This window comes from Streptomyces galbus (genome assembly GCF_005280195.1).
Taxonomy (GTDB): Bacteria; Actinomycetota; Actinomycetes; order Streptomycetales; family Streptomycetaceae; genus Streptomyces; species Streptomyces galbus.
Genome location: NZ_SZPR01000034.1, coordinates 41,044 through 64,990, shown reverse-complemented (window position 1 = coordinate 64,990; position 23,947 = coordinate 41,044). Strand labels below are relative to the sequence as shown.

The following is a 23,947-nucleotide window of genomic DNA, read 5'->3' as shown; positions in this document are numbered from 1 at the left end:
TTGAGGGGGTGACAGTCCAGGCCCGCACGGCGGCCGGCGTGCCGCGGCGAAAGGGGAAACCATGAGCACCATCAGGGAGTTGCTGGTCGAACTGACCGGCACCGCCGAGTACGCGGACCAGGTCGGCGACGACGTCGACCTCGCCGCCAGCGGCATCGACTCCGGCGACCTGGTGCGCCTGGTGCTGCTCGTGGAGCAGCGGCTCGGCGTGGAGATCACCGCCGAGGACATGGAGGAGCTGCACACGATCGCCGACTACGAGCGGTTCGTCGCCGAGCGCTCCGTCGCAGGCGCCGCCGGCGGTGCGTGATGTGGCTGACCCAGCTGCTGGAGCGCAACCGGCAGTGCTGGCCCGACCGGATCGCGCTCGTCGACGAGCAACGCAGCGTCACGTGGGCCGAGTTCCACGACCGGACCGTGGAACTCGCCCGCGGTCTCGCGGAGCTGGGCATCGAGCGCGGTGAGCGGGTCGCCGTTCTGTCCAAGGACCGCATCGAGGTCCTGGAGAGCTACTTCGCCCTCGCCCGCCTCGGCGCGCTGTTCGTGCCGCTGAACCACAGCCTGGCCGAGCCCGAGGTCCTGGGCATCGTCGAGCGCGTCGGCGCGGCGGCCGTGCTCGGCGAGGCGGAGCTGCTGGACCGCCACCCCCGGCTGCCGGAGTCGGTGCGGGTCCGGCTGGCGCTGGACAAGCCCGTCTTCGCGAGCCTGGGCAGCCTGGCGCCCGAGCGGGACCTGCCCGTGGTCGCCGACACGGACCCGATCGCCGTGCTGCACACCTCGGCGACCACCGGTCAGGCCAAGGGCGTCACCGTCGACGGCGCGTCCTTCCGGGCGATCGCGCTGGGCTGGCTGGTCATGGCCCGGCCCACCGACGACATCGTCATGGTCAACTGCTGCCCGCTGTACCACGGCAGCATGGTCGTCTCGCTCACGTACATGGCGGCCGGCGCCACCGTCGTGCTGATGCCCGGCTTCACCCCGCAGCGGGCGCTGACCGCGGTGGAGCGCCACCGGGCCACGCACATGTGGATGGTGCCGCAGATGCTGCGGTTCATGCTCCAGGCCAAGTCCGCGCGGCGCACCGACTTCAGCTCCCTGCGGGAGGTCCTCTACGGCGCCGCGCCGATGCCGCTCGACGTGTACGCGGAGGCGGTGGAGCGGCTGGGCTGCGGCTTCCGCCAGGTGTACGGCATGACCGAGGTCGGCGGCCCGTTCGTCACCCTCGGCCCCGACGAGCACCCCGCCCCGGGCGACGTCACCGCGCGCATCCCGTGCGGACGGGTCGTGCCGGGCATGTCGGCGCGCGCCGTCGACCGGGAGGGACGGGAGGTGCCGCGCGGCGAGATCGGCGAGATCGTGGTGCGCGGGCCCGGCGTCATGCAGGGCTACTGGAACGACCCCGAGGCCACCCGCGAGATCACCCTCGACGGCTGGACGAGGACGGGCGACCTGGGCTTCGTCGACGACGCCGGCCGCATCAGCCTGGTCGACCGGACCAAGGACGTCATCATCCGCGCCGGCCAGAACGTGTACCCCTCGGAGATCGAGCGCGCCCTGATGACCCACCCGGCGGTCCACGACGCGGCGGTCGTCGGCACGCCCGACGAGGACTACGGCGAGGTGCCGCTGGCCTACGTCGCCCTGGAGCCGGACGCGGACGCGAGCGCGGCGGAACTGCTGGGCCACGTCGCCCGGTTGCTCGCGCCGTACAAGCGCCCGCGCAGCGTGGAGTTCATCGAGCAGGTGCCCCGCAACCCCGCCGGGAAGATCATCAAGAAGCTGCTGCGGGTCTGAGGGTGAGGGGAGCGGACCTCGCTGGCGGCTCCGCGGGGACGGGCCCGGACGCGCGGACCGCCGGGGACGAGGGGACGCCCCCGGCGCCGGTGGCCGTCACCGCGCTCGGGCGGCTGCGTCCCCGCCTGGCCGCCGCCGGGCTCGGCCTCGGCCTCGCGCACACCGGCGAGCCCGGGCTCGGCCCGGCCGGCCCAGCGGAGGCGTCCGCGGCGGCGGCCATGGCACCGGGCCGCCGCCGCGAGTTCCTCGCCGGGCGCGAGGCCGCCCGCCGGGCCCTGCGCGCGGTGGGCGTGGACTGCGGCGATGTCCCCCGCGCGGGCCGGCTGCCGGTGTTCGCGCCCGGCCGGGCGGCGTCGATCTCGCACAGCGCCGGGGTCGCCGTCGCCGTGGCCCGCGCACCGGGCGACGACGCCCCGCTCGGCTGCGACCTGGAACTGCGGCCCCTGCCCCGCGACGCGGCCCGGCTGGTGCTCGGCCCGGACGAGGAGCCGCTGCTCGGCACCGCAGCGGGTGCGCGGGGCGAACCCTGGTCGCTGACGGCCCTGTTCTCCGCCAAGGAGGCCGCCTGGAAGGCGCTGCACCTCGCACCGGGTCGGGTGGGGGCCGCGCCGGTGCGGACGCTGCGCGACCTGCGGGCCGAGCCCTGCGGCGACGCGCTGCGCATCGGACCGCGCAGCCGTCCGCGCGGCGGTGCGTGTGCCGGGCAGCCGTACGGTGTCCGGGTGCGGGTGCTGCCGGTCGGCGCGGGCGTATTCAGCTACGCGCCGGCCTGGGCCGACACCGACGGCAGGTCGACGCCCGCGCCGACGGCGAGGCGGTCGTAGGGGGCGCCGGTGCCGGGGCCGCCCGCGCCGAGGAGACCGCCGACCATGGCGAGACCGGTGTCGTTGAGGGCGCCGTCGTGGATGGCGTAGGCGTGTCGGGGCGCGACCTCGCGGACGTAGTCGATCAGTCGGCCGGTGGTGGACCAGGGGCCGTGGACCGGCAGCAGCAGGGTGTCCACCCGGGTCTCCGGGACGGTCAGGGCGTCGCCGGGGTGGAAGAGCGTGCCGTCGACGAGGAAGCCGACGTTGCCCACCCGCGGGATGTCCGGGTGGAGGAGCTCGTGCCAGGTGCCGTGCACCTCGACGCCGAAGCCGGCGGCCTCGAACGCCTCGCCGTGGCCGACCGCCGTCACCCGCCCGCCCAGCCCTTCGAGCCGGCCCGCCACGGACGTGTCGGTCCAGATCCGCAGGCCGGGGTTCGCCTCCGCGGCCCGGCGCAGGTGCTCCTCGGAGAAGTGGTCGAAGTGCTCGTGGGTGACCAGGACCGCGTCCGCCCCGTCGAGCACCCGCGGGTCGGTCAGCCCGCCCGGGTCGAGGACCAGGCGCCGGCCGTCCTTCTCTACGCCGACGCAGGCGTGACCGTGCTTGATGAGCCGCATGGCGGGCTCCTCCCTCGAACTGTGCAATCAAGTTGTACAACTGAACTGTACAACAAGGCTGTGGGGAGGTCGGTAGGATGAGCCTCATGGACGACACCCTCGCCGAGGACCTGCGGCGCGCCGTCGGGGAACTGGTGCGTGCCGCGCGCACCGTCGACACGATGCCCGCGGGGGAGGCGGCCGTCCTGGGCCACCTCGACCGCGGCGGGCCGTACACGACCGCCGACCTCGCCCAGCTCCGCGGCGTGACGCACCAGTCGGCCGCCAAGACCGTCAAGGACCTGCAGCGCGCCGGGCTGGTGCGCGCCGAACCGCACCCCTCCGACGGCCGCAAGCTGCTGCTGCACATCACCGGCACCGGACGCGAGCGGCTGAGCGGCGAGCGCGCCCGGCGGGCCGACCGGCTCACCGCCGCCGTCGAGGACACCCTCAGCCCCCGGGAGCAGGAGCACCTGCGCCGGTGCGTCCCGCTGATCGCCCGGCTGGCCGGGCGCCTGAACGAGCGCTGAGCACGGCCGGGAACCGGAAGGCCCCGCACCCGGGCGGTGACACCGGGGCGCGGGTCCCTCGTGGCCGGGCGGGCGGCCGGGCCGGCGGGCTGTGCTCGGGCGGGCGGCCGCCGGGGCCCCGTCGGCCCACGGCGGCGCGTGCGGTGTGCCTGCCGGGCTCCCGGCCGCCCCGAGGTCAGTCGCCGAGCGCGCGCAGCGCCTTGGCGACCGTCTCGCCGATCCGGGCGATCGGCTCCGGCTCGGTCATCTCGTAGTGCCCGCAGGGGACTCGGTGGTCGTGCAGGGTGCCGTCGACGTACGGGCGCCAGGCGTCGGCCTTGCCCGGCTGGACGGCGAGGTCCCCGGCGGACCCCGTGGCCGGCTCCTCGGCCGCGCTGAAGAACAGCACGTCCCCGCGGAAGCGGCCGGGCGCGAACTGGGGTGCGATGCGCAGGTTGTTGCGCATGACCGTGGCGATCGCGGCGCCCTCGGCCCGGGTGATCGGCGCACTCTGCGCGTCGGCCTCGATGGCGTCCAGCACGCGCTCCACGTCCGCCGCCCCGGCCCCCGGTGCGACCGGCAGGCCGGCCACCCGGGACAGCAGGGCCGCGACCTGGCGCTCGGCCGTCTCCGGGTCGTGGGCGGACCCGTGCGGCTGGGGCGCGTCGAGCATCGCCAGCAGTTCCACCCGCTCCCCGGCCTCCTGCAGCGCGCAGGCCATCGCGTGGGCCACGAACCCGCCGTAGGACCAGCCGAGGAGCCGGTACGGGCCGTGCGGCTGCACCCGGCGCACCACGTCGAGGTACGCCTCGACCATCGCGGCGGCGTCCGGCGCGGGCGGCCGGGTGCCGTCCAGACCGAGCGCCTGCACGCCGTAGACGGGCTGGTCGCCGCCGAGGTGGGGGAGCAGGCCGGTGTAGCGCCAGGACACACCCGCCCCGGGGTGCAGGCAGAACAGCGGGAGGGCGGTGCCCTCCGCGCGCAGCGGCAGCAGCGGGCCCAGCGCGGTGGCCGGCGCGCCGTCGGACGGGGTGCCCTCCGGCTCCTCGGCGAGGAGCCCGGCGACGGTGGGCGCGGCCAGCACTTTCGCGGCGGGCACGTCCAGGACGCCCGCCTGGCGCAGCCGTCCCGCCAGGAGCACGGCGCGCATGGAGTCGCCGCCCAGGTCGAAGAAGTTGTCGTGCACGCCGATGCCGCCGATGCCGAGGATCTCCTCCCACAGCCGGGTGACCGCCTCCTCGCGGTCGGTGCTCGGCGGGACGTGACGCGTCGTCAGGCGGGGTCGCGGTGCGAGGCCGTCGCCCGCCGCGGCCTGCTCGGGTCCTTCGTCCGCGGTGGTGTCCGTGCGGGCGCCGGGCGCGTCGATCCAGTGCCGGTGGCGTTCGAAGGCGTACGGCGGCAGCGGCACGCGCCGGGCGGTGTCCGGCGCCGGGGGCAGGGCGGCGTCGACGCCCGCGCTCCACAGCCGGCCGAGGGCCTCGGCGAGCAGGAACCCGTCGGCGGCCTCGGCCTTGGCGTGCCGCATGGTGGTCACCGTGACCGGCGCCCGGTCGGCGAGCCGGTTGCCGGCCAGCTTGGTGAGGGTGTCGCCGGGGCCGATCTCCACCAGCACCGGCCGCAGGCGGTCGTACAGCGCGGCGATGCCGTCGGCGAACCGCACGGTGTGCCGGGTGTGGTCCAGCCAGTGCTGCACGGAGGTGGCCCGGTCGTCGGTGATCCAGTCGCCGGTGACGTTGGTGACGTAGGGGATGCGCGGCGGGCGCAGGGTCACCCGGCGCAGGTGCTGCTCGAAGACGGGCAGGACCGGGTCCAGAACGTGGGAGTGGGCGGCCACGGGGATCCGCAGCCGGCGGAACGGGACGTTGCGGCGGGTGAGTTCGGCCTCGAAGCGGGTGACGGCGTCCAGGTGCCCGGCGACGGTGCACGCGGTGGGGCCGTTGACCGCCGTCAACGACAACTGCTCGTCGAGCAGCGGCAGGACGTCCTCCACGGGGGCGGCGACCCCGGTGGTGGCGCCGCCCGCCGAGCTGATCAGCCGGATGCGCTCGGTGACCAGCGGCAGCATCTCCTCGAGGTCGATCACCCCGGCCAGGCAGGCAGCCGTGTACTCGCCGAGCGAGTGGCCGATGAGGGCGTCCGGGCGGACGCCCGCCTCCATCAGGGTGCGGGCCAGCGCGTACTCGGTGACCACCAGACCGAGGAAGGCGTCCGTGTCGTCGCCCGGGCCGCGCTCGACGAGCGTGGCGCGCAGGTCGCCGCCGAGGACGGGCCGCAGGATGCGCGCGCACTCGTCGACGGTGTCCCGGTACACGGCGTTCTCGCGGTACAGCTCCGCGCCCATCCCGGGGTACTGGGTGCCGCCGCCCGGCAGCAGGAACGCCACCCGGGCCGGGTCGTCGCCCACGGGCGGGGTGACCGGCGCGGCGCAGCGCAGGGCGTCGACGGCCTCCTCGGGGGAGGAGGCGGTGACGGTCAGGCGGTGGCGCAGGGCGGGCCGTTCGGTGCGCAGGCTGTGTGCGACGTCGTCCAGACGCAGGCCGGGACGGCGTTCCAGGTGCCGGGCGAGGGCGTCGGCCTGGCCGCGCAGGGCACCGGCGGTGCGGGCGGACAGGGGCAGCACCAGGCGCCGGCCGTCCTCGGGCGGGCGCGGCGCGGCCGGGGCGGTGGCCGGGGCCTCCTCCAGGATCACGTGGGCGTTGGTGCCGCCGATGCCGAACGCGGAGACGGCGGCCCGGCGCGGATGGTCGCCCTCCGGCCAGTCCTCCAGGGCGGTCGGCACCCGGAACGGGCCCGACGCGAAGTCGATCAGCGGGTTCGGCCGGTCGAAGTGCAGGCTCGGCGGGATCTGCCGGTGCTCCAGGGCCAGCACGGCCTTGATGAGCCCGGCGATGCCGGCGGCCGCCCCCAGGTGGCCGATGTTGGTCTTCACCGAGCCCAGGGCGCAGAAGCCGCGGGCGTCGGTGCTGTGCCGGAACGCCTCGGTGAGCGCCGCCACTTCGATGGGGTCGCCCAGCTTGGTCGCGGTGCCGTGCGCCTCGACCAGCCCGATGGTGCCCGCGTCGACCATCGCCTGCGCCTGCGCCGCGAGGATGACCTCGGTCTGCCCGGCCGCGCTCGGCGCGCTGAAACCGACCTTGCGGCGCCCGTCGTTGTTCACGGCGCTGCCGCGGATGACCGCGCGGATGCGGTCGCCGTCGGCGAGGGCGTCCTCCAGGCGCTTCAGGACGACGGCCCCCACGCCGTCGCCGGAGGAGGTGCCCGCGGCGTCGGCGGCGAAGGCGCGGCAGTGGCCGTCGGGGGAGAACGGCCCGTCGGGCACGTGCCGGTAGCCCAGCGCGGCCGACGGGTTGAGGGAGACGGCCGCCGCCAGCGCGGTGTCGCACCGGTAGTCCAGCAGGTCCTGGCAGGCGGTGTGCACGGCGACCAGCGCGGTGGAGCAGGCCGTCTGCAGCGACACGCTCGGCCCGGTCAGGCCCAGTTCGTAGGAGACGCGGGTGGCGAGCGTGCCCAGGGAGTTGGCGGTGGCCGCGTGCACCAGGGCCACCGAGCCGGGCTGTCCGGCGAAGCGCGGGTATACGTGGGCCGGGTAGTAGCGGCTGTCGCCGCTGCCCGCGTACACCCCGAACGCCCCGGTGTCACGCCCCTCGCCCAGGCAGCCGGCGTCCTCCAGCGCGTGGTAGGCGGTCTCCAGCAGCAGCCGCTGCTGCGGGTCGACGACGGCGGCCTCGGCGGGGCTGTAGCCGAAGAAGCCGGAGTCGAAGCGGTCGATGCCCTCCACGGTGGAGACCACGCGCACCAGGGAGGGGTCGTCCAGGTCGCCGGGGCTGCCGCCGGCGGCGAGGAACTCCTCGTCGCCGACGGGGCGCACCGACTCCCGGCCGGCGGCCAGGTTGTCCCAGAAGGCGTCCAGGTCGTCGGCGCCGGGGAAGCGGCCCGCCATGCCGATGACGGCGACGGCGGGGACCTCCTCCTCGGCCGCCTCGGCGTGCGCTGCGGGGGTGTCATGCATGGCCGCGGTCCTTTCCGTGGCGTGCGGTGCGGCGGGCGCGGGCCGCTCGTTGCCGTTGTGCTTGTTCCTTGGCGCGGTCCAGCCCGCTGGGCGCGGGACCGGCGGACCGGTGCCCGGCCGGGTCGTCCGCCCGGGCGCCGGGACCGTCCGGCCCCGGTGACGGCCGGGCGGCGGCGGGCCGGGCGGTGGCCGCCAGGTGGCGGGCCAGGGCGCGGACGGTGGGGTGGGCGAACAGGTCGACCACCGACACGTCGGCGTCGAAGGCGCTGTTGACGGCGGACTGCGCGGTGACCAGCAGCAGCGAGTTGCCGCCCAGGTCGAAGAAGTTCTCGTCCAGGCCCACCCGGTCGCGGCCCAGCACCGTGCACCACACCTCGGCGAGCCGGCCCTCCAGCCGGCGGGCGTCCTCACCCGGGCCGGGCTGTCCGGAGCGGTCGCCGGTGGTGCCCGCCGAGCGCAGCACCCAGTCGTCCGCCAGGCCCGCCGCCCGGGCGGCGTCCGCCGCCGCGCGGTACAGGGCGCCCAGGTCGGCGCCGTCCGCCAGGCCGACGCGGGCGGCCGGGCGCCGCACCGGCCGTACCGGAGCCGTCACGTGGCTGCGCACCCAGGGGGCGGTGCGGTCGGCGCCGATCAGCAGGTGCGGGACGTCCAGCGAGCGCGCCAGGTCGAAGGAGCGCAGCGCGGCCGGGCCGTCCAGCAGCCGGTAGCCGCGGGCCTCGGTGAGCGCGGCGAGCCGGTAGCCGCGGCTGACGCCCCGCTCGCGCCACATGCTCCAGGCCAGGGACTGCGCGGGCAGCCCGAGGCTCCGCCGGTGCAGGGCGAGGGCGTCCAGCGCGGCGTTGGCCGCGGCGTAGGCGGCGTTCATCGCCCCGCCGAAGAAGCCGTTGACGGAGGAGAACGTGACGAAGGAGGAGACGGGGTGGTCGGCGGTCAGCCGGTGCAGCGTCCACGCGCCGCCCGCCTTCGCCGCGACCGCCTGCCGCCACGCGGCCTCGTCCAGCTCGCCCACCGGGCGTTCGACGAGCGTCCCGGCCAGGTGCAGCACCGAGGTCAGGGGCACTCCCCACGCCTCGGCGGCCGCGTCCACCGCGGCGCGCACCTGGGACTCGTCGGTGACGTCGGCGCGGGCGTAGCGGACCTCGCCCAGCTCGCGCAGCCGCCGCAGCACCTCCCCGCGCCGCACTCCCTCCGTGGAGTCGTCCGGGGCGTCCAGGGCGTCCTCCGGGGTGCGGCCCAGGAGCAGCAGCCGGGTGCCGGGCGTGCCCAGCAGGTGCGCGGCGACCTCGCCGCCGACGCCGCCGAGACCACCGGTGACCAGGGTGAAGCCCTCGGCGGCGGCCGGCCGGGGGCGCGGCGGGGTGTCCGGCAGCGGGGCGAGGCGGCGCACGTGGCGGTGGCCGTCGCGGTACGCCACCTCGGCGGCGTCGGGGGCGACGCGCGCCTCGGCGAGCAGCAGCTCCGCCGCGTCCTCACCGGCGTCGGCCGGCAGGTCGACGTGCGTGCCGCGCAGCCGACCCAGCTCCTCCGTCAGCGACTTGAGCAGGGCGCCCGCCATGGCGTGCCCGGGGTCGGGCCGGTCCTCGGCGCGCACCGCCTGGGCGCCCGCGGTGGCGTACACCAGGTCGACGGGGTCCTGCCGTCCGGTGCGGGAGACGAGCGTGCGGGCGAGGGCGAGCAGGGACAGCGTGCCGGGCTCGTCGTACGGGGCGGCCGACGGGGTGTCCCGGTCGCGCAGGCCACCGAGGTGGATCACGGCGTCGACCGGCCGCTGGTCGCGCTCCAACCGGTCCAGCAGAGCGGCGAAGTCGCTCTGTTCGCCGGGCCGGACCCGGTAGCGGGCGGCGTCGAGGCGGGCGTAGGACGGGCCGTCGGAGGCGATGGTGCAGCGCTCGCCCGTGGCGCGCAGGGTGCCGGCGATCCGCTCGGCGATCCGCAGGGAGCGGGCGTCGTCGCCCGCGAGGACGAGGGTGTGCCGGCCGGGCGCGGCCTCGCGCGGGGCGTGGCGCCGTGCGCGCTCCCAGACCGGCCGCAGGAACCAGTCGGGCACGGTCGCGGCGGTGCCGAGGAGCACCTGGGTCGCGCGCACCTGCTCGTCGAACGCGCCGGCCTCGAAGCTCTTGCGCAGCTTGGTGCGCTGGATCTTGCCGATCTCCGTCTTGGGGACGGCGTCCTGCGCGACCGGCACGAGGAAGGCGGGGCTGACGCCGATCTCACGGGTCACCTTGCCGGCGATCTCCCGCAGGGCGGCGGCGGTGTCCCCGGCCGCGGCCTGGGGGGAGAGGTGGAGGAACAGGGCGAGTTCGTCGGTGGGCGCCGAGGGGTCGGAGCGCACGGCGACGGCGGCGGTGAAGCTGCGCACCACGTGCGGCAGTTCCTCGACGCACGCCTCGATCTCGTGGCTGTAGTGGTTGACGCCGTTGACGATGATGACGTCCTTGGCGCGCCCGGTGATGTACAGCTCACCGCCGCGCAGGAACGCCAGGTCGCCGGTGTCGAACCAGCCGTCCTCGGTGAACGCCTCCGCGTTCGCACCGGGGTTGTCGTGGTAGCCGCCGGTCACGGAGGTGCCGCGGACCTGCAGGCGGCCGGCGTCGCCCTCGGCGAGCACCGTGCCCGAGTCGTCGACGACGCGCATCGCGAACCCGGGGTACGGCAGTCCGCAGCTCACGAACGTCCCCTCGCCGGGCACGGGGTGGGGGGCCAGGGAGACGTCGGTGACCACCGAGCAGGTCTCGGACATGCCCCAGCCGGGGTGCATCACGTCCTGCGGCAGGCCGAACGGCTCCAGGACGTGCAGGAAGCGGCGGGCCGCGGCGGCGACGACGACCTCACCGGCGTTCATCACCAGCCGCATCGGCGACAGGTCCCAGGTGCGGCCGGCGAACCGGTCGGCCTGCTCGGCGAGGAGGCCGAACGCGAAGTTCGGCGCCCACGTGACGCTGACCCGGTGCCGGTCGGCGAGGTCCATCCAGCGCAGCGGGTCCTGCAGGACCCAGGAGGTGGGCGCGTGGATCTGGCGGCAGCCGAGGTACACGTCCCGCAGGTGGAACATCACCACGCCGGTGACGTGGTCGAGCGGGATCCAGTTCAGGGAGACGTCCGAGGCGTCGAGCCCGTTCATCTGCTCGGTGGCGGCCGAGCGGGTGAGCACGTTGCGGTGGGTGAGCCGCACGGCCTTGGGCAGACCGGTGCTGCCGGACGTCATCAGCATCAGGATGAGGTCGTCGGGCCGGGCCTCGTACCAGTCGTGGTCCTCCGGTGCCTCGCGCAGCTCGTCGGCCGTGGCCAGGCGCAGGCCGGGCCAGTTCCGGCGGGCGGCCAGGCCCCGCAGGCCGCTCTCGCGGTCGGCGGAGCACACGACCCAGGGCCGGCCCAGCATCCGCCAGATGCCCTCCAGCTTCGTCAGCGCCGCCGACGGCGTGTCGTAGGAGGCGGGGACGGTCAGCGGGACGGCGACGAATCCGCCGAGGATGCAGCCCCACAGCACGGCCAGGAAGTCCTCGGTGGCGTCGCACTGGAGGATCACCTGGTCGCCGGGGCGCAGTCCGGCCCGGCGCAGTCCGGCCAGCACCCGGGACGCCTCGGGGATGAGGGAGGCGTAGCTGCGCCGGTGCTCACTGCCGTCGGCGTGCACGTGGACGATGTCGCCCTTCCCCCGCTCGGCGGCGCGGCGCAGGGCCTGTGCCCAGCCGGGGACCGACGGTTCGACGAGCGCCGGGCCCTCGCTGAGCGCCGGTACGGCGGACGCCGGGCTGGCGGCCGAGACGGGCTCGGCGCCGGCGGTGCCCGGGGCGCGGTCGGCGGGTCCGGCGTGGCGGCGGCCCAGCTCCTCCGGGGTGTCCTCGACGGTCACCTCGGCGTGGGTCACCCCGGGGACCCGGGCCAGGCGCTCGCGCCAGGCGGCGGCCGCGGTGCGGTCGACGGCGGGCAGGGCGGTCAGCGCGGCCGTGTCGAGGAGTCCCTCCTCGTCGTGGGGCAGGGCGTTGACGGCGGTCACCCGGACGGCGGTGTGACCCGCCCGGTCCAGGACCTCCTCGACACGTTCCGCCGCGTCGGCCCGCCCCGGCACCACGTACAGGTGCGGCGCGCGGCCGTCGGTGCCGGTCAGGGCGCGGGCGGCGCGGATGCCCGGCACGGACAGCGCGGCCGCCTCCAGCTCCCCGGCGGGGGGGCCGGCCGGGACCGGCGTGCGCTCGGGAACGGCGGGCAACTGCCCGACGCGCACGGCGGGATCGGCGCTCACCGCGCGCAGGACCTCGTGCAGGGCGCGGGCGAACGCCTCGGCGGTGGAGGCGTCGTAGAGGTCGGTGGCGTACTCGACGTGCAGGGTCAGGCCGTCGGGAGCGCCCTCGGGGGTGTGCCGTTCCAGGACGTCGACGAAGAGGTCGAACTTGGCGGTGCCGGTGGCGGTCGGCCGCAACCGGGCGCGGTGCCCGTCCAGTTCGAGGACGGCCGGGTCGTTGTTCTGCAGGGCCAGCATCACCTGGAACACGGGGTGCCGGCCGGGGTGGCGGGGCGGGTTGAGCTCGTCGACGAGCCGGTCGAACGGCAGGTCCTGGTGGTCCAGGGCGGCCAGGTCCGCGGAGCGCAGCCGGGCCAGCAGGTCGCGGAAGGCCGGGTCGCCGGAGGTGTCGGCACGCAGCACCAGCGTGTTGGTGATGAGCCCGATCAGCGGGTCGAGGGCGGGCTCGGTGCGGCCGGCCACCGGGGTGCCCAGGACGACGTCCTCACCGGCGCCGCAGCGGGTGAGCAGGGCGCTGAGGGCGGCGTGCAGGACCATGAACAGGCTCGCGCCCTCGCGGTCGGCCAGGGCCAGCAGGTCGCGGTGCAGGGCGGCGTCCACGACCGTCTCCAGGTGGGCGCCGGTGCCGCGCGGCGTCTCGGGGCGCGGCCGGTCACCGGGCAGGCCGCACTCCTCGGGCAGCCCCGCCAGGGCCGTGCGCCAGTGCGCGGTCAGCCGCTCCAGCCGGCCCGTGCCGTCGGGCTCCGGCGCCAGCAGGGCGCGCTGCCACAGGGCGTAGTCGGCGTACTGCACCTCCAGCGGCGGCCACGCGGGGGCGCGGCCGCCGCGGCGCGCCGCGTAGGCCGCGCCCAGGTCCTCGGCGAAGGGCCGCAGCGACCAGCCGTCGGCGGCGCTGTGGTGCAGCAGGAGCACCAGCGTGCGCGCGTCGGCCGGGCCCAGCAGCCAGGCGGCCAGGGGGCTCTCCGCGCCCAGGTCGAAGCGGTGGCGCAGGGCGGCGTCGACGTGGGCGGCGCTCTCCGCGGCCGGGCAGTCGACCCGGTGCAGCCGTGGGCGCAGCGCGCCGGGCGGCAGGACGCGCTGGTAGGGGGTGCCGTCGTGCTCGGCGACCACGGTGCGCAGGCTCTCGTGGCGGTCGGCCAGGTCACCGAGGGCGGCCTCCAGCGCGTCGGCGTCGAGGGCGGCGGGCGCGGTCACCACGAGCGGGATGTTGTAGGTGGCGGCCCGGTCGCCGAGCCGGTGCAGGAACCACATGCGCTCCTGCGCGTACGACAGCGGCACCCGCTCCGGACGGGCGGCGGCCCCGAGGGCGGGCCGGGGCAGCGCGTCGGAGGGGTCGGCCGAGTCGGCGGCGAGCCGGGCCGCGAGCGCGGCCGGGGTGGGGGTCTCGAACAGGGCGGTGATGGGGATCTCCGCGCCGGTGTCGTGCCGCAGCCGGGCCAGCAGACGGGTGGCGAGCAGCGAGTCGCCGCCCAGGTCGAAGAAGTTGACGTCGACGCCGACGCTGTCGCGGGGCAGCTTCAGCACGTCCTCGAACAGGGCGCACACCAGGGCCTGTTGCGGGGTCACGGGGCGGGTGCCGGAGGCGGCGGCGGTGAAGTCCGGTGCGGGCAGGGCCCGTACGTCGAGCTTGCCGTTGGCGGTCAGCGGCAGGGCGTCCACGGCGACACAGGCAGCCGGGACCATGTGCTCGGGCAGGCGGGCGGCGGCGTGGGCGCGCAGCTCGGCCGGGTCGGCGGGCATGTCGCCGGCGGTGACGAAGTAGGCGACGAGGTGCTGGGCGCCGTTGTCGGCGCGGCGGGCGACGACGGCGGCCCGGGCCACCCGCGGGTGGGCGGCGAGAACGGCCTCGATCTCGCCCGGCTCCACGCGGAAGCCGCGGATCTGCACCTGGGCGTCGGCACGGCCCAGGTAGTCGAGGGTGCCGTCGGGCCGGCGCCGCGCCAGGTCGCCGGAGCGGTACATCCGGGTGCCGGGCGGCCCGAACGGGTCGTCGAGGAACCGCTCGGCGGTCAGCTCGGGCCGGTGCAGGTACCCGGCCGCGACCCCGGCGCCGGAGACGTACATCTCGCCGCTCGCGCCGGGCGGCACGGGCCGTCCCTCGCCGTCCAGGAGGTGGACGCGCAGGTCGGACAGGGGCCGGCCGATGACGCTGCCGCGCCGCGGGTCGTCCAGGTCGGCCCGGGTCAGGCGGTGGTGGGTGACGTGCACGGTGGTCTCGGTGATGCCGTACATGTTCACCAGCTCGGGGCGGTCCAGGCCGTGCCGGTCGGCCCAGGGCCGCAGCCGCGCCGGGCGCAGGGCCTCACCGCCGAAGACGACGTAACGCAACGCCCCGCTGTCCCCGCCGCGTTCGAGGTCGGCGTCGGCCAGCTGCTCGAAGGCGGACGGCGTCTGGCTGAGGACGGTGACGCCCTCGCGGTGCAGCAGGTCCAGGAAGTCACGCGGGGAGCGGCTGACGGCGTAGGGGACGACGACGAGACGCCCGCCGTGCAGCAGCGCGCCCCACATCTCCCACACCGAGAAGTCGAACGCGTAGGAGTGGAACAGCGTCCACACGTCGTCCGGGCCGAAGGCGAAGTGCTCGGCGGCGGCCGCGAACAGGCGCACCACGTTGGCGTGCGGCACCGGGACGCCCTTGGGCCGGCCGGTGGAGCCCGAGGTGTGGATGATGTACGCGGTGTCGGCGGGGCTCGTCGGCCCCCGCCGGTCGGCGTCGGTCAGGTCGCCGGCGGGACGTGCGGCGAGGTCCGCGGTGACCCGCGGGTCGTCGAGCAGCACGGTGGGCACCGACGCCCCGCCCAGGTGGGCGTGGGCGCGCTCGGTGACCAGGGAGACGGGCGCGGCGTCCTCGACGACCAGGCGCAGCCGCTCAGCCGGGTGGCCGGGGTCCAGGGGGAGGTAGGCGGCGCCGGTCTTGAGGACGGCGAGCAGCGCGGGCAGCAGCCGCGCCCCCCGCTCCAGCGCCAGCGCCACCACCCGGCCGGGACCGGCGCCGCGCTCGGTCAGCAGCCGGGCCAGCCGGTTGGCCTCGGCGTTGAGTTCCGCGTACGTCAGCCCGGTGCCGTCGCAGGTGACGGCGGTCCGCCCGGGGACGGCGGCCGCCTGCTCCTCGAACAGCTCGGTCAGGGTGCGCTCCACCGGATGGGTGCGCACGGGCGTGTCGCGCGGGTGCTCGCCCGGCAGCAGGAGGTCCAGCTCGGCCGGCGCGGTCGTCGGTCCGGCCTCCGCCAGCCGGCGCAGGACCGTGAGGAACCGCTCGCGGTGCAGGGCGAGTTCGTCCTCCTCGTACAGGGCGGGGTTGGCGTCGAACGCCAGCCACAGTCCCCCGGCGTCGGCGCCGGGCCGTACCGAGATCTGCAGGTCGTCCACGGCGCCGCCGGACAGGTGGTGCCAGGTGGTGGGGTGGCCGTCGAACACGGGCGACTCGTCGAAGGGGACGATGTTCAGCACCGGCCCGTACAGCCGGCGCCCGGTGCCCAGCAGCCCGAGGTCGCGGCGCAGGTACTCGCCCCGGTACGCCTGGTGGCGGCGCAGCGCCCGCAGCTCCTCGGCGACGCCCCGCGCGATCTCCTCGAGCGGCGTCCCCGGGGTGGCGCGCACCCGCAGCGGCAGTACGTCGGAGGCCGTGCCCGGGGTGCGCAGCGCGGCGCTGCCGAGCCGGCTCATCGTGGCCAGGCCCAGCACCAGGTCCTCGGCGCCGGTCATGCGGTGCAGGTACAGGGCGGTGGCCGTGGCCAGCAGGTCGGCCCGGGCGACGCCCAGGCGCGCGGCCGCCGCGTCCAGGGCGGCCACCTCGGCCGGGGTCAGCTCGGCGGTGCGGCGCAGGAAGGGAGCGGCCGGGGCGGCCGTACGGGAGGTCAGGCGCGGCGGTTCGGGCAGCCCGGCCAGGCGATCGGCCCAGTGGGCGCGGTCACGGGTGTGGCGGTCGCCCGCGCGGTAGGCGGCCTCCTCCTCCTGGAGCCGGCCCGCCGGCGCGAACCCGGAGGGGTCCGGTTCGCGCCCGGCGGCGAGCGCGTTGTACACCTCGGCCAGCCGCCGGCCCAGCAGCTTGTAGCTGTAGCCGTCGAGCAGGATGTGGTGGGCCCTCAGCAGCCAGATGTACCGGTCGGGCGCCAGCGCCAGCAGGGCGTGCGAGAACAGCGGGCCCTTCTCCAGGTCGACCGGGGTGGCCAGGTCGGCGCGGATCCAGTCCCAGGCGGCCTCCTGGGGGTCGTCGGCGTCGCGGACGTCGACGTGGTGCAGGGGCCAGTCGTCCGGGTCGGCGGCGCGGTGGCAGCGCGGCCCGTCCTCGGTGTCGACGAACCGCAGCGCGAAGGTGTCCGCCTCGGCGACCGTGCGGCGCAGCGCGGTCTCGAACAGGCCCGGGTCGAGCGGCCCGTGGATCTCCACCGCCTCGCCGGTGTTGTACGCGGCGCTGTCCGACGCGAGCCGCCCGGCGTACCAGAGGCCCTCCTGGGCCCCGGACAGCGGACGCCGCTCGTCCTGCTGGAGTGACATAGCACAACCCTCACGTGGCAACCGAAATGTCCCGGCCGGCGACGGCACGACCGGATCGGACCGGACAGCAGCGGTGCGGCCACCGCCCCGTGCCGCCCTCGCGTGTGACTGCGCGCCGGACCGGTCCACGAAGCGGAAAGGGAGGTCGCACGCCGGGAACCCGGTGAACACCCGTCGTCCCGGCCCCGGTTCTACGGCACATCACGGTGCGTCTTCGCGCTCCGGCCGGTCAAGGCGGCACCGGCCCCCGCGCGGCAATTCAGGGAATTCCCCAAAGAACGCCGGACGGGGGAGTGTGCATACGGCACGAACTTCTAGGGAAATCACGCGACTCGGCGTTCCGGCGGCCTCCCGGCTGGAATCCGCGGCGGCGCGCGGTGCACTCTCGGACGCGAATCCCGACGCCCTCGGGGGTGTCTCGTCGATCAGGCCGGGCTCGCGGCGTCCGGCACGCGCCTTGCCGCGTCGTCGTCGGTTGCCGATGCTCCGCATCGCCGCCCTCCACCGCCTTGCGATGCACGGCACCGGGCGCCGCTCCCTGATCCGGCCCGATCGACGGGACACCCCCGGACCGCGCTGCCGGCGACAGGCCGGCCGCGCCCAGGGCCACCCCGTCGAACATCGAGAAGGGCTGCTGTCATGCACCGTCCGCTGTGTCCGGTCGAGACGCTCTACGTGGGCCAGCGCAGCAGGGCCGTGCTGTCCTGCACCCTGCGCGGCCACGTCGACGTCGAGGCGCTGGCCGCCGCGTTCCACGCCGTGACGCAGGCCCACCCGACCCTGCGCTCCCGCATCGTCACGGACGGCGCCGGCCCCGCCCTGGCGCTGCTGGACGAGTCCGAGCGGCCCCGGCTGCAGACGCGCACCGGAGACCTGGACGAGGCGTACGCCACGGAGCTGAACCGGCCCCTGCGGGTCGGCGGGCCGCTGTCGCACGCGGTCCTGGTCAGCGCACCGGACGGCGAGGAGCACCTGTTCGTCCTGCTGGTGGACCACACCGTGACCGACGGCCACAGCAGCATCGCCCTCCACAACACCCTGTGGGACCACTACCGCGCCCTCGTCACCGGCGAACGCCCGCGTCCCGGGGACCCCGGTGCGGACCTGCCGGACACCCCGGACTGGCCGCAACCCGTGAGCGCGCTGCTGCCGCCCGCCGACGAGGCCGACACCGCCGCCTACCTGGACGCGCGCACCGCGCACGCCAAGGAGAACCCGGTCGACCTGGTCCGCTACGACGTGACGCCGGCCGGCGCGCCGGGGGAGGGCACCGGCGAGGGACACATCGAGGTGCGCCGGCTGACCCTGGACGCCGACCGGACCGCGCGCCTGCGCGAGCGGGCCCGGCAGGCGGGCGTGTCCGTGCACGCACTCGTCGCCGCCGCCCTGCTCACCACCGCCCGCCGGCGGCTCGGGGGCGACGGCCCGCGCACCCTGGGCTGTCTGTCACCCGTCGACCTGCGCTCCCGGCTGTCGCCGCCGCTGGAGCCGGCCGTGCTGGTGCCGGCGGTCACCACGCACCTGCAGACCCTGGAGGTGTCCGGGACGCCCGACCCGCTGGGCCTGGCGCGCACCGTCCACGCACGGCTCACCGACTTCATCGCCGGGGGCGGCCACTTCCACGAGATGCGCATCACCCCGGAGATCCCCCGCAACCCCGCCCTCCAGCTCGCCACGGTGATCGTCACCAACATGGGCGTCGTGCCCGGGCCCCGCCTGCCCGACGGCCTGAGCGCCGTCGACGTCCGCCTGGTACCGGGCCGCGAGAACTACTTCCCGCAGGCCGGGCGCAGCCCCGTCATGGCGTGCGTGGTCTCCTTCGAGGGCCGCCTGTCCATCGAGTTCCCGCACTACACCGCCTGCTTCACCCCGTCCTTCATGCGGGCCTTCCGCGACGAGGTGCTCGACGGCCTCCTCGCCTTCGCGTCCCAGGCCGCCCCCGCCCACGCCTCCCGGTTGCCGTAAGGAGTGCTGCTCCGACATGTCCACCGTCACCGAACTCCCGTCGCCGCTCACACTGGTGCCGCGCGCCCAGGCGGGCGACGAGCAGGCGATGAACCACCTGCTGAACCACATCACGCCCTACGTCAGCCGCATCTGCCGCTCCATCACCCGCGACGACGCCGCCGACGCCACCCAGGAGGCCCTGCTCGCCATCTACCGCGGGCTGGGCACCCTGCGCGAACCGGTCGCCTTCTACGGGTGGGTGCGCGCGGTGACGGTCCGCGAGGCCGTGCGCACCGCCCGGCGCTTCGGCGAGGAACAGACCTGCTCCGAGGTCGAGTCGCAGCACCAGGCCAACCCCCTGGACGCCGTGCACATCACCGACGTGCTCGACCGTCTCTCGCGGCCGCACCGGCAGGTGCTGACCCTGCGCGCCTACGGCCTCAACGAGGAGGAGATGGCGGAGGTGCTCGCACTGCCCGTGGGCACCGTCCGCTCCCGCCTCTTCCGCGCCCGCCGCCGCTTCCAGGAGGCGTGGCAGCCGTCGGCCGCCTGAGGCAGACGGCCGTGCTGCGGGCGTACGACGAGACACCCCTTGGGGCCGTGACCGTCGTCCCCGACGGTCACGGCCCTCGACGGACACCGCCTGCTGCGGTCGCCCGCCGCTACGGCTTGACGTGCTCCGGCAGGACGCGCGGCGGCCACTGACCGGCGGCGAACATGCCCAGCGCGTGCGCGCGGGAGACCAGCGCGGGCCGGTTGGGGGTGTCGAACCGGCGCAGCATCTGACCGATGCGGTACTCGATGCCCTGGCGGCTGAGGTAGAGGCGCGAGGCGAGCTGCACCGTCGACTCGCCGCGCGCCACGCCCTCCAGCACCTGCGCGTCGAGGGCGCTCAGGAGCGGTCCGGCGTGCGCGACCGCCGACCGGGTGACCGGTGGCGTCGCCGCGGGGACGGCCGCTGCGGGTGCCGGGAGGTGCAGGAGGACGACGGCGCCGGAGGTCCCGCCCGCGAGCCCTCGCACGGCGATGGCGGTCATGTCCGCGTGGAAGAGGGCCCCGGCGCTGTCCTTTCCGGTGACCCGCTCGGTGAACCGGGGCTGACGGCCCGAGGCGAGGGCGACGAATTGCTCCCGGAGGCGGTCGGGCACGGCCGAGTGCAGGAGGTCGAGGAGCCCGTAACCGCATATCTCGCCGCTGCTGAGGCCGAACGGCCGGGCGAACTCCGGTTCCGCGGCCGTGATGACGAGGTTGTCGGGAAAGGAGCGGACCGTGCAGACGGCTCTGGAGGCGGAAGGGGGACGTGGGGTGTTGCCGAGGGGGGCGGGGAGCGCGGGGGGAGCCGGCCGGGCCTTCCGGTGGTGCTTGCGGGGCGAGGCGTCGGGGAAACTCGTGGTCGCCACGGACGTACCGTCCTTTTGGTGCGCATGGGGGGTGGTGGGTGGTGGGTGGTGGGGGTACGGACCGGACTGGTGTGTCGGTGCCGGGGTGCCGGCGGCGGTCCGGTCCACGGGCGTGCCGCCGGATCGGCGGCCGCCGGCTGTCATGCCGTCAGGGGTCAGGGCAGCGCGGGCGCGTACGGCGGGCCCGGGGCCGCCGTACGCGGGGAACGGATGCACCGAGCAGGGCTCGGCCGTAGGCCGGATAACGTTGTCAAGGCCATCGGGGTGCGCCGCTCGGTTCGCAGAACGGGCTCGGCCCCCGGCAGGCAGGGTGGGGCACGGAAACCTCCATGAGACGAAATGGGGGAGTCGCGTCAGGGCGGTGCCTTCGAGGCTAAAGTGCGGCAACCCCCTTGGCAAGGGTTTGCCAGGTGACCTTGGCAACGTGTCAACTCGCCTTTATCAAGCGCGGATTGAGCCACTCTCGAGCGGGCCGGAAGTCGTCTCCGGTAACGCAACACGCGTCGTGAACTGGGGACTTGACGATCACTATTCACCTTGCGACCCCTTTCCCGGGCTTCGTAAAGTGTTGACAACTTCAGGTCTCCGGTCGAACGGGCCGTGGGTGTGTCGTCAGAACGGAGGTCATGGCGCGTCATGGGAGCGAAGGTGGGGAGATGCTCGAGCAACCGCACTTCGGCCGCCGGCTCAAGCGGCTCCGGCTGGAGCGGGGGCTGAGCCAGGCAGGACTGGTCGGCGAGGGCATGTCGACCGGGTACCTGTCGCGCCTCGAGTCGGGGGACCGCCGGCCCACGGAGCGGGCGACGGCGTACCTCGCCGAACGGCTGGGGGTCGACGCCTCCGTGCTGACCGAACCGCCGCCGCAGCGGCCCCTGGCGTACGAAGTGGCGGTCGCGTTGTCGGCGCCGTGCGGCACGTGCGACGTCGGCGCCCTCGGCCGGGTGGTCGACGAGGACGCGGGGGACGATCCCGCCGCCCGCTGGCAGGCCCTGTGGCTGCTGAGCCGCGCCGCCGGGTGCGCCGGCGACTACGCGGAGGAGCGCGAGCGCCTGGACCGGCTCGTGGAGCTGAGCGGGACGCTGGAGGTGCCCGAACTGCGGGTGCGCTCACTGGTGGCGTACGCCCGCTGCACCCGGGCCCTGGGTGACATGCACACGGCAGAACCGGCGGCCGCGGAGGCGTTCCGGCTCGCGCGCTCGGAGGACCTGTCCGTGTCCGACACCCTGGCCGCCCTGACGGCACTGGTCGACATCGAGGCCGAGCTGGGCCGGCTCGACGCGGCCGCACGGCACGCCGGCGACCTCGAACGGGAGTTGCTGCCCGCGGCCGCGCCGGCGCAGGCGGCGGAGGGCTGGTGGACCGCCGCCACGGTGTGCAGCCGCCAGGGCGACCACGCCGCGGCCCGGGCCAGACTCGACACGGCCCTCCGGCTCCTCAGGAGCACGGACGACCTGCCCCTGTGGACCCGGTTGCGGCTCGCCGCCGCCGCGGCCGCCCTCGAGATGACACCGCCCGAGGTGAGCGCCGCCGAGTGCTGGCTGGCCGAGGCCGCGTCCGTGGTGGAGCTGATCGGCACCTCCGTGCAGGCCCAGGAACTGCGCGCCTTGCAGGCCCACTTGGCCTTCCACCGGGACCGGCCGGACGAGGCCCGCGCGATCAGCGCCGCGCTGCTGGCCGAGGACGACCTGCGGCTGCCGTACCGGGACCGGGTGCGGCTGTCGGTCCTCGACGGCCGGCTCACGATTCTGTCCGGACGGGTCGAGGAGGGCATCGCCGTCCTGCAGGGGCTGGGCCGTCAGGCCGCGGAGTCCCGCAACCTGGACCTGGCCGCCCACGTCTGGCAGGCCCTGGCGCAGACCCTGGCGGACCTGCGCCTCCCGCACAGGGCGAACGCCGCCGACGGCGCACCGCGCGCGGCGCGTTGAGGGACGCGGTGCGCGTCAGGGCCTGAGGTGCTCGAGGGTGAATGCGGGCTCGGCATACGGGCCGGCCCGGACCGCGGCCGGATCGTCCGGGAGGTCCCCCTCCCGCCTGTACACGGCGTGACCCGTCCCGCGTCGGGCGTTCCGGCGCCCAACGGGGCCCGTTCAGGCGGCGTTCACACGGTTTCCAGATCGTGTCATCAGAGTTCGGCGTCGTGCCTACCTCATCTCCGCGCGCCGGTGTCGCGACCGCGTGCGCCGCGGCCCTGACGCTCTCCGCACTGCTCACCGGAACGGCCGCGGCCCAGCCCGCGGCCGCAGCGGCCCCCGCCGGCTACCAGAACGTCCGGATCAACGAGGTCACCTCGTCCGGCAACGACACGGTGGAGCTCTACAACGCCGGCTCCACCGCGGTGAGCCTCAGCGGCTGGAAGGCGTCCGACGACAGCTTCGCACCGCAGGGCTTCACCCCGTCCGCGCCCACCGTCCCGGCGGGCGGCTTCGTCACGTTCGACTCGCCCAAGGGGCTGGGCGACTCGGACAAACTGGTGCTCTACACCTCCGACGGGACGGTGGTCGACCGCGTCGAGTGGGCCACCGACGCGGCGAAGCCGGCCATGGCGCGGTGCGGCGGGGACGGCACCGGGGCGTGGGTGACCACCACCGCGGCGACCACCTTCGGCGCCCCCGACGCCCCCGGCTGCCCGTCGTCGCCCCCGGCGTCGAGCCGGGTGCGGATCAACGAGGTCACCTCGGACGGCGCCGACACCGTGGAGCTGTACAACGGCGGCACGAGCGCGGTCGCTCTCGGGTCGTGGAAGTACGTCGACGGCGACACCGGCCACACCCCGGTGCCGCTCTCGTCCTCCGCGCCGAGCGCGACCAGCATCCCCGCGGGCGGACACGTCACCTTCACCTCCGCTCCGGGCCTGGGCGACGACGACTCGCTCTTCCTCCTCGACGGCAACGGGACCAGCGTCGACTCGGTGACCTGGGCGACCGGCGGCGCCAAGCCGTCGGACGAGCGGTGCGCCGACGGCACCGGGTGGTTCCGCACGGCGACGACCGCCACACTCGGCGGCTCCAACTCCTGCTCGGGCAGCGGCGGGGGCGGCGCAGGGGGCCAGACCGGCCGGCTGCTGGGCGGTGGCGGCGCGCTCACCAGCGGCTGCGCCCCGGAGGCACCCTCGGGAACGGGCTCCGCCCCCGCGGGCACCCTGGCCTGGCCCGGCGGTCCCGACGTCAGGATCGCGGACACCGTCTGCGCGTTCACCACCTCCACCGGCCCCGAGGGCCGCGACCTCAGCGGCCTCGCGTTCGACCCGGCGAACCCGTCGGTGCTGTGGGCCGTGAAGAACAAGAACTGGCTGTACAAGCTGGTCAAGAGCAACGGCGCGTGGGTCCCGGACGCCACGTGGAGCGCGTCCGGCAAGCAGATCCGCTTCGCCGGCGGCACCGGCCGGCCCGACTCCGAGGGCCTGACCGTGGGCGGCAACGGCCACCTCTACGTCACCTCCGAGCGCGACAACACCAGCAACACCGTGCCCAAGGACACGATCATGGAGTTCGACCCGGCGGCCACCGGAGGGACGCTCACGCCCCTGCGCCAGTGGGACATGACCGCCCAGTTCCCGCAGCTCGACACGGGCAGCAAGGACGACGCCAACCTCGGCTTCGAGGGCGTGGGCTACGTGCCGGACGGCTGGCTGACCGCGAACGGCTGGGCCGACCCCCTTACCGGTTCCGCCTACGACCCGGCCCGCTACCCGCTGCACGGCTCGGGCCTGTTCTTCGCCGGCCTGGAGTGGGACGGCACGCTCCACGTCTACGCCCTCAATTCCGACGGCACGTACACGACGCTCGGCACGGTCGCCACCGGCGAGGGCTCGGTGATGGACGTGCTGTTCGACGCCGGCACCCAGCGCCTCGTCGCCACCTGCGACAACACCTGCGGTGAGACGCACACCTTCCTGAAGGTCGGCGCCGGCGGCGCGATCGTCCCGGACGTCACCTACACGAACCCGGCCGTCATGCCCACCGACAACCTGGAGGGTTTCGCGCTCGCACCGGTCTCCACCTGCGTCGACGGCGCCCGGGAAGCGGTCTGGAGCGACGACGGCAGCTACGGCTTCGGCGCCGGCACCTCCTCCTTCGGCCACGCCCTGTACAGCGGCACCTTCCCCTGCTGACCCGACGCACCGAGCAGGGCGGTCCCCGACCGCGG

General features: G+C 75.6%; 12 protein-coding genes. 8 read left to right on the top strand and 4 right to left on the bottom strand.

The window, feature by feature from the left end:
* The first annotated feature begins 61 nt into the window (after window positions 1-61).
* The 3 genes from E4U92_RS32570 to E4U92_RS32560 are packed head-to-tail and all read left to right on the top strand — an operon-like array spanning window position 62 to window position 2,618.
* On the top strand, window positions 62-310 hold the full coding sequence (locus tag E4U92_RS32570) for an acyl carrier protein (RefSeq protein ID WP_067238345.1): 249 nt from the start codon (window positions 62-64) through the stop codon (window positions 308-310).
* Window positions 310-1,794, top strand: coding sequence for a class I adenylate-forming enzyme family protein (locus E4U92_RS32565; protein ID WP_137304037.1), 1,485 nt, complete (start codon window positions 310-312; stop codon window positions 1,792-1,794). Before E4U92_RS32570 ends, E4U92_RS32565 begins: the two co-directional genes overlap by 1 nt.
* A gap of 2 nt (window positions 1,795-1,796) precedes the next feature.
* A complete protein-coding gene (locus E4U92_RS32560) occupies window positions 1,797-2,618 on the top strand; it encodes an enterobactin synthetase (protein WP_241681789.1) in 822 nt (273 codons plus the stop codon).
* On the opposite strand, the gene E4U92_RS32555 is transcribed toward E4U92_RS32560, so the two are convergent.
* Complete coding sequence (locus E4U92_RS32555; protein ID WP_137304036.1) at window positions 2,552-3,217, bottom strand: MBL fold metallo-hydrolase; 666 nt, start codon at window positions 3,215-3,217, stop codon at window positions 2,552-2,554. The genes E4U92_RS32560 and E4U92_RS32555 overlap by 67 nt on opposite strands.
* An 86-nt stretch (window positions 3,218-3,303) precedes the next feature.
* Here E4U92_RS32555 and E4U92_RS32550 point away from each other — a divergent pair, with 86 nt between their 5' ends.
* On the top strand, window positions 3,304-3,726 hold the full coding sequence (locus tag E4U92_RS32550) for a MarR family winged helix-turn-helix transcriptional regulator (RefSeq protein WP_137304035.1): 423 nt from the start codon (window positions 3,304-3,306) through the stop codon (window positions 3,724-3,726).
* Window positions 3,727-3,901: 175 nt separating this feature from the next.
* Here E4U92_RS32550 and E4U92_RS32545 read toward each other — a convergent pair whose 3' ends face one another.
* Both E4U92_RS32545 and E4U92_RS32540 read right to left on the bottom strand, forming a co-directional pair.
* Window positions 3,902-7,714, bottom strand: a complete 3,813-nt coding sequence (locus E4U92_RS32545) for a type I polyketide synthase (RefSeq protein ID WP_137304034.1) — start codon at window positions 7,712-7,714, stop codon at window positions 3,902-3,904.
* Entirely contained in the window at window positions 7,707-16,454 is an 8,748-nt protein-coding gene (locus E4U92_RS32540; RefSeq protein ID WP_137304033.1) for a non-ribosomal peptide synthetase, read from the bottom strand. The genes E4U92_RS32545 and E4U92_RS32540 overlap by 8 nt, the downstream gene beginning before the upstream one ends.
* Before the next feature lie 639 nt (window positions 16,455-17,093).
* On the opposite strand from E4U92_RS32540, the gene E4U92_RS32535 reads away from it, so the two are divergent.
* Together E4U92_RS32535 and E4U92_RS32530 are read left to right on the top strand one after the other, a co-directional pair.
* On the top strand, window positions 17,094-18,419 hold the full coding sequence (locus E4U92_RS32535; protein ID WP_137304032.1) for a phthiocerol/phthiodiolone dimycocerosyl transferase family protein: 1,326 nt from the start codon (window positions 17,094-17,096) through the stop codon (window positions 18,417-18,419).
* Window positions 18,420-18,435: 16 nt separating this feature from the next.
* The gene (locus tag E4U92_RS32530; RefSeq protein WP_137304031.1) at window positions 18,436-18,954 is read left to right on the top strand and encodes an RNA polymerase sigma factor; all 519 of its coding nucleotides are present in this window, start codon (window positions 18,436-18,438) and stop codon (window positions 18,952-18,954) included.
* Window positions 18,955-19,063: 109 nt separating this feature from the next.
* Here E4U92_RS32530 and E4U92_RS32525 read toward each other — a convergent pair whose 3' ends face one another.
* On the bottom strand, window positions 19,064-19,801 hold the full coding sequence (locus E4U92_RS32525) for a LuxR C-terminal-related transcriptional regulator (protein ID WP_137304030.1): 738 nt from the start codon (window positions 19,799-19,801) through the stop codon (window positions 19,064-19,066).
* A 656-nt stretch (window positions 19,802-20,457) separates the two neighbouring features.
* On the opposite strand from E4U92_RS32525, the gene E4U92_RS32520 reads away from it, so the two are divergent.
* Together E4U92_RS32520 and E4U92_RS32515 are read left to right on the top strand one after the other, a co-directional pair.
* Window positions 20,458-21,726 carry a helix-turn-helix domain-containing protein gene (locus E4U92_RS32520; protein WP_137304029.1) on the top strand — a complete coding sequence of 423 codons (1,269 nt, stop codon included), beginning with the start codon at window positions 20,458-20,460 and terminating at the stop codon, window positions 21,724-21,726.
* A 212-nt stretch (window positions 21,727-21,938) separates the two neighbouring features.
* On the top strand, window positions 21,939-23,912 hold the full coding sequence (locus E4U92_RS32515; RefSeq protein WP_137304028.1) for a lamin tail domain-containing protein: 1,974 nt from the start codon (window positions 21,939-21,941) through the stop codon (window positions 23,910-23,912).
* Window positions 23,913-23,947: the final 35 nt, after the last annotated feature.

Bases quoted from the DNA above. Each gene is read 5' to 3' on its own strand.
- E4U92_RS32550 (WP_137304035.1), top strand. From the start codon at position 3,304: ATGGACGACACCCTCGCCGAGGACCTGCGGCGCGCCGTCGGGGAACTG.
- E4U92_RS32570 (WP_067238345.1), top strand. From the start codon at position 62: ATGAGCACCATCAGGGAGTTGCTGGTCGAACTGACCGGCACCGCCGAG.
- E4U92_RS32530 (WP_137304031.1), top strand. From the start codon at position 18,436: ATGTCCACCGTCACCGAACTCCCGTCGCCGCTCACACTGGTGCCGCGC.
- E4U92_RS32540 (WP_137304033.1), bottom strand. From the start codon at position 16,454: ATGTCACTCCAGCAGGACGAGCGGCGTCCGCTGTCCGGGGCCCAGGAG.
- E4U92_RS32555 (WP_137304036.1), bottom strand. From the start codon at position 3,217: ATGCGGCTCATCAAGCACGGTCACGCCTGCGTCGGCGTAGAGAAGGAC.
- E4U92_RS32565 (WP_137304037.1), top strand. From the start codon at position 310: ATGTGGCTGACCCAGCTGCTGGAGCGCAACCGGCAGTGCTGGCCCGAC.
- E4U92_RS32520 (WP_137304029.1), top strand. From the start codon at position 20,458: ATGCTCGAGCAACCGCACTTCGGCCGCCGGCTCAAGCGGCTCCGGCTG.
- E4U92_RS32535 (WP_137304032.1), top strand. From the start codon at position 17,094: ATGCACCGTCCGCTGTGTCCGGTCGAGACGCTCTACGTGGGCCAGCGC.
- E4U92_RS32545 (WP_137304034.1), bottom strand. From the start codon at position 7,714: ATGCATGACACCCCCGCAGCGCACGCCGAGGCGGCCGAGGAGGAGGTC.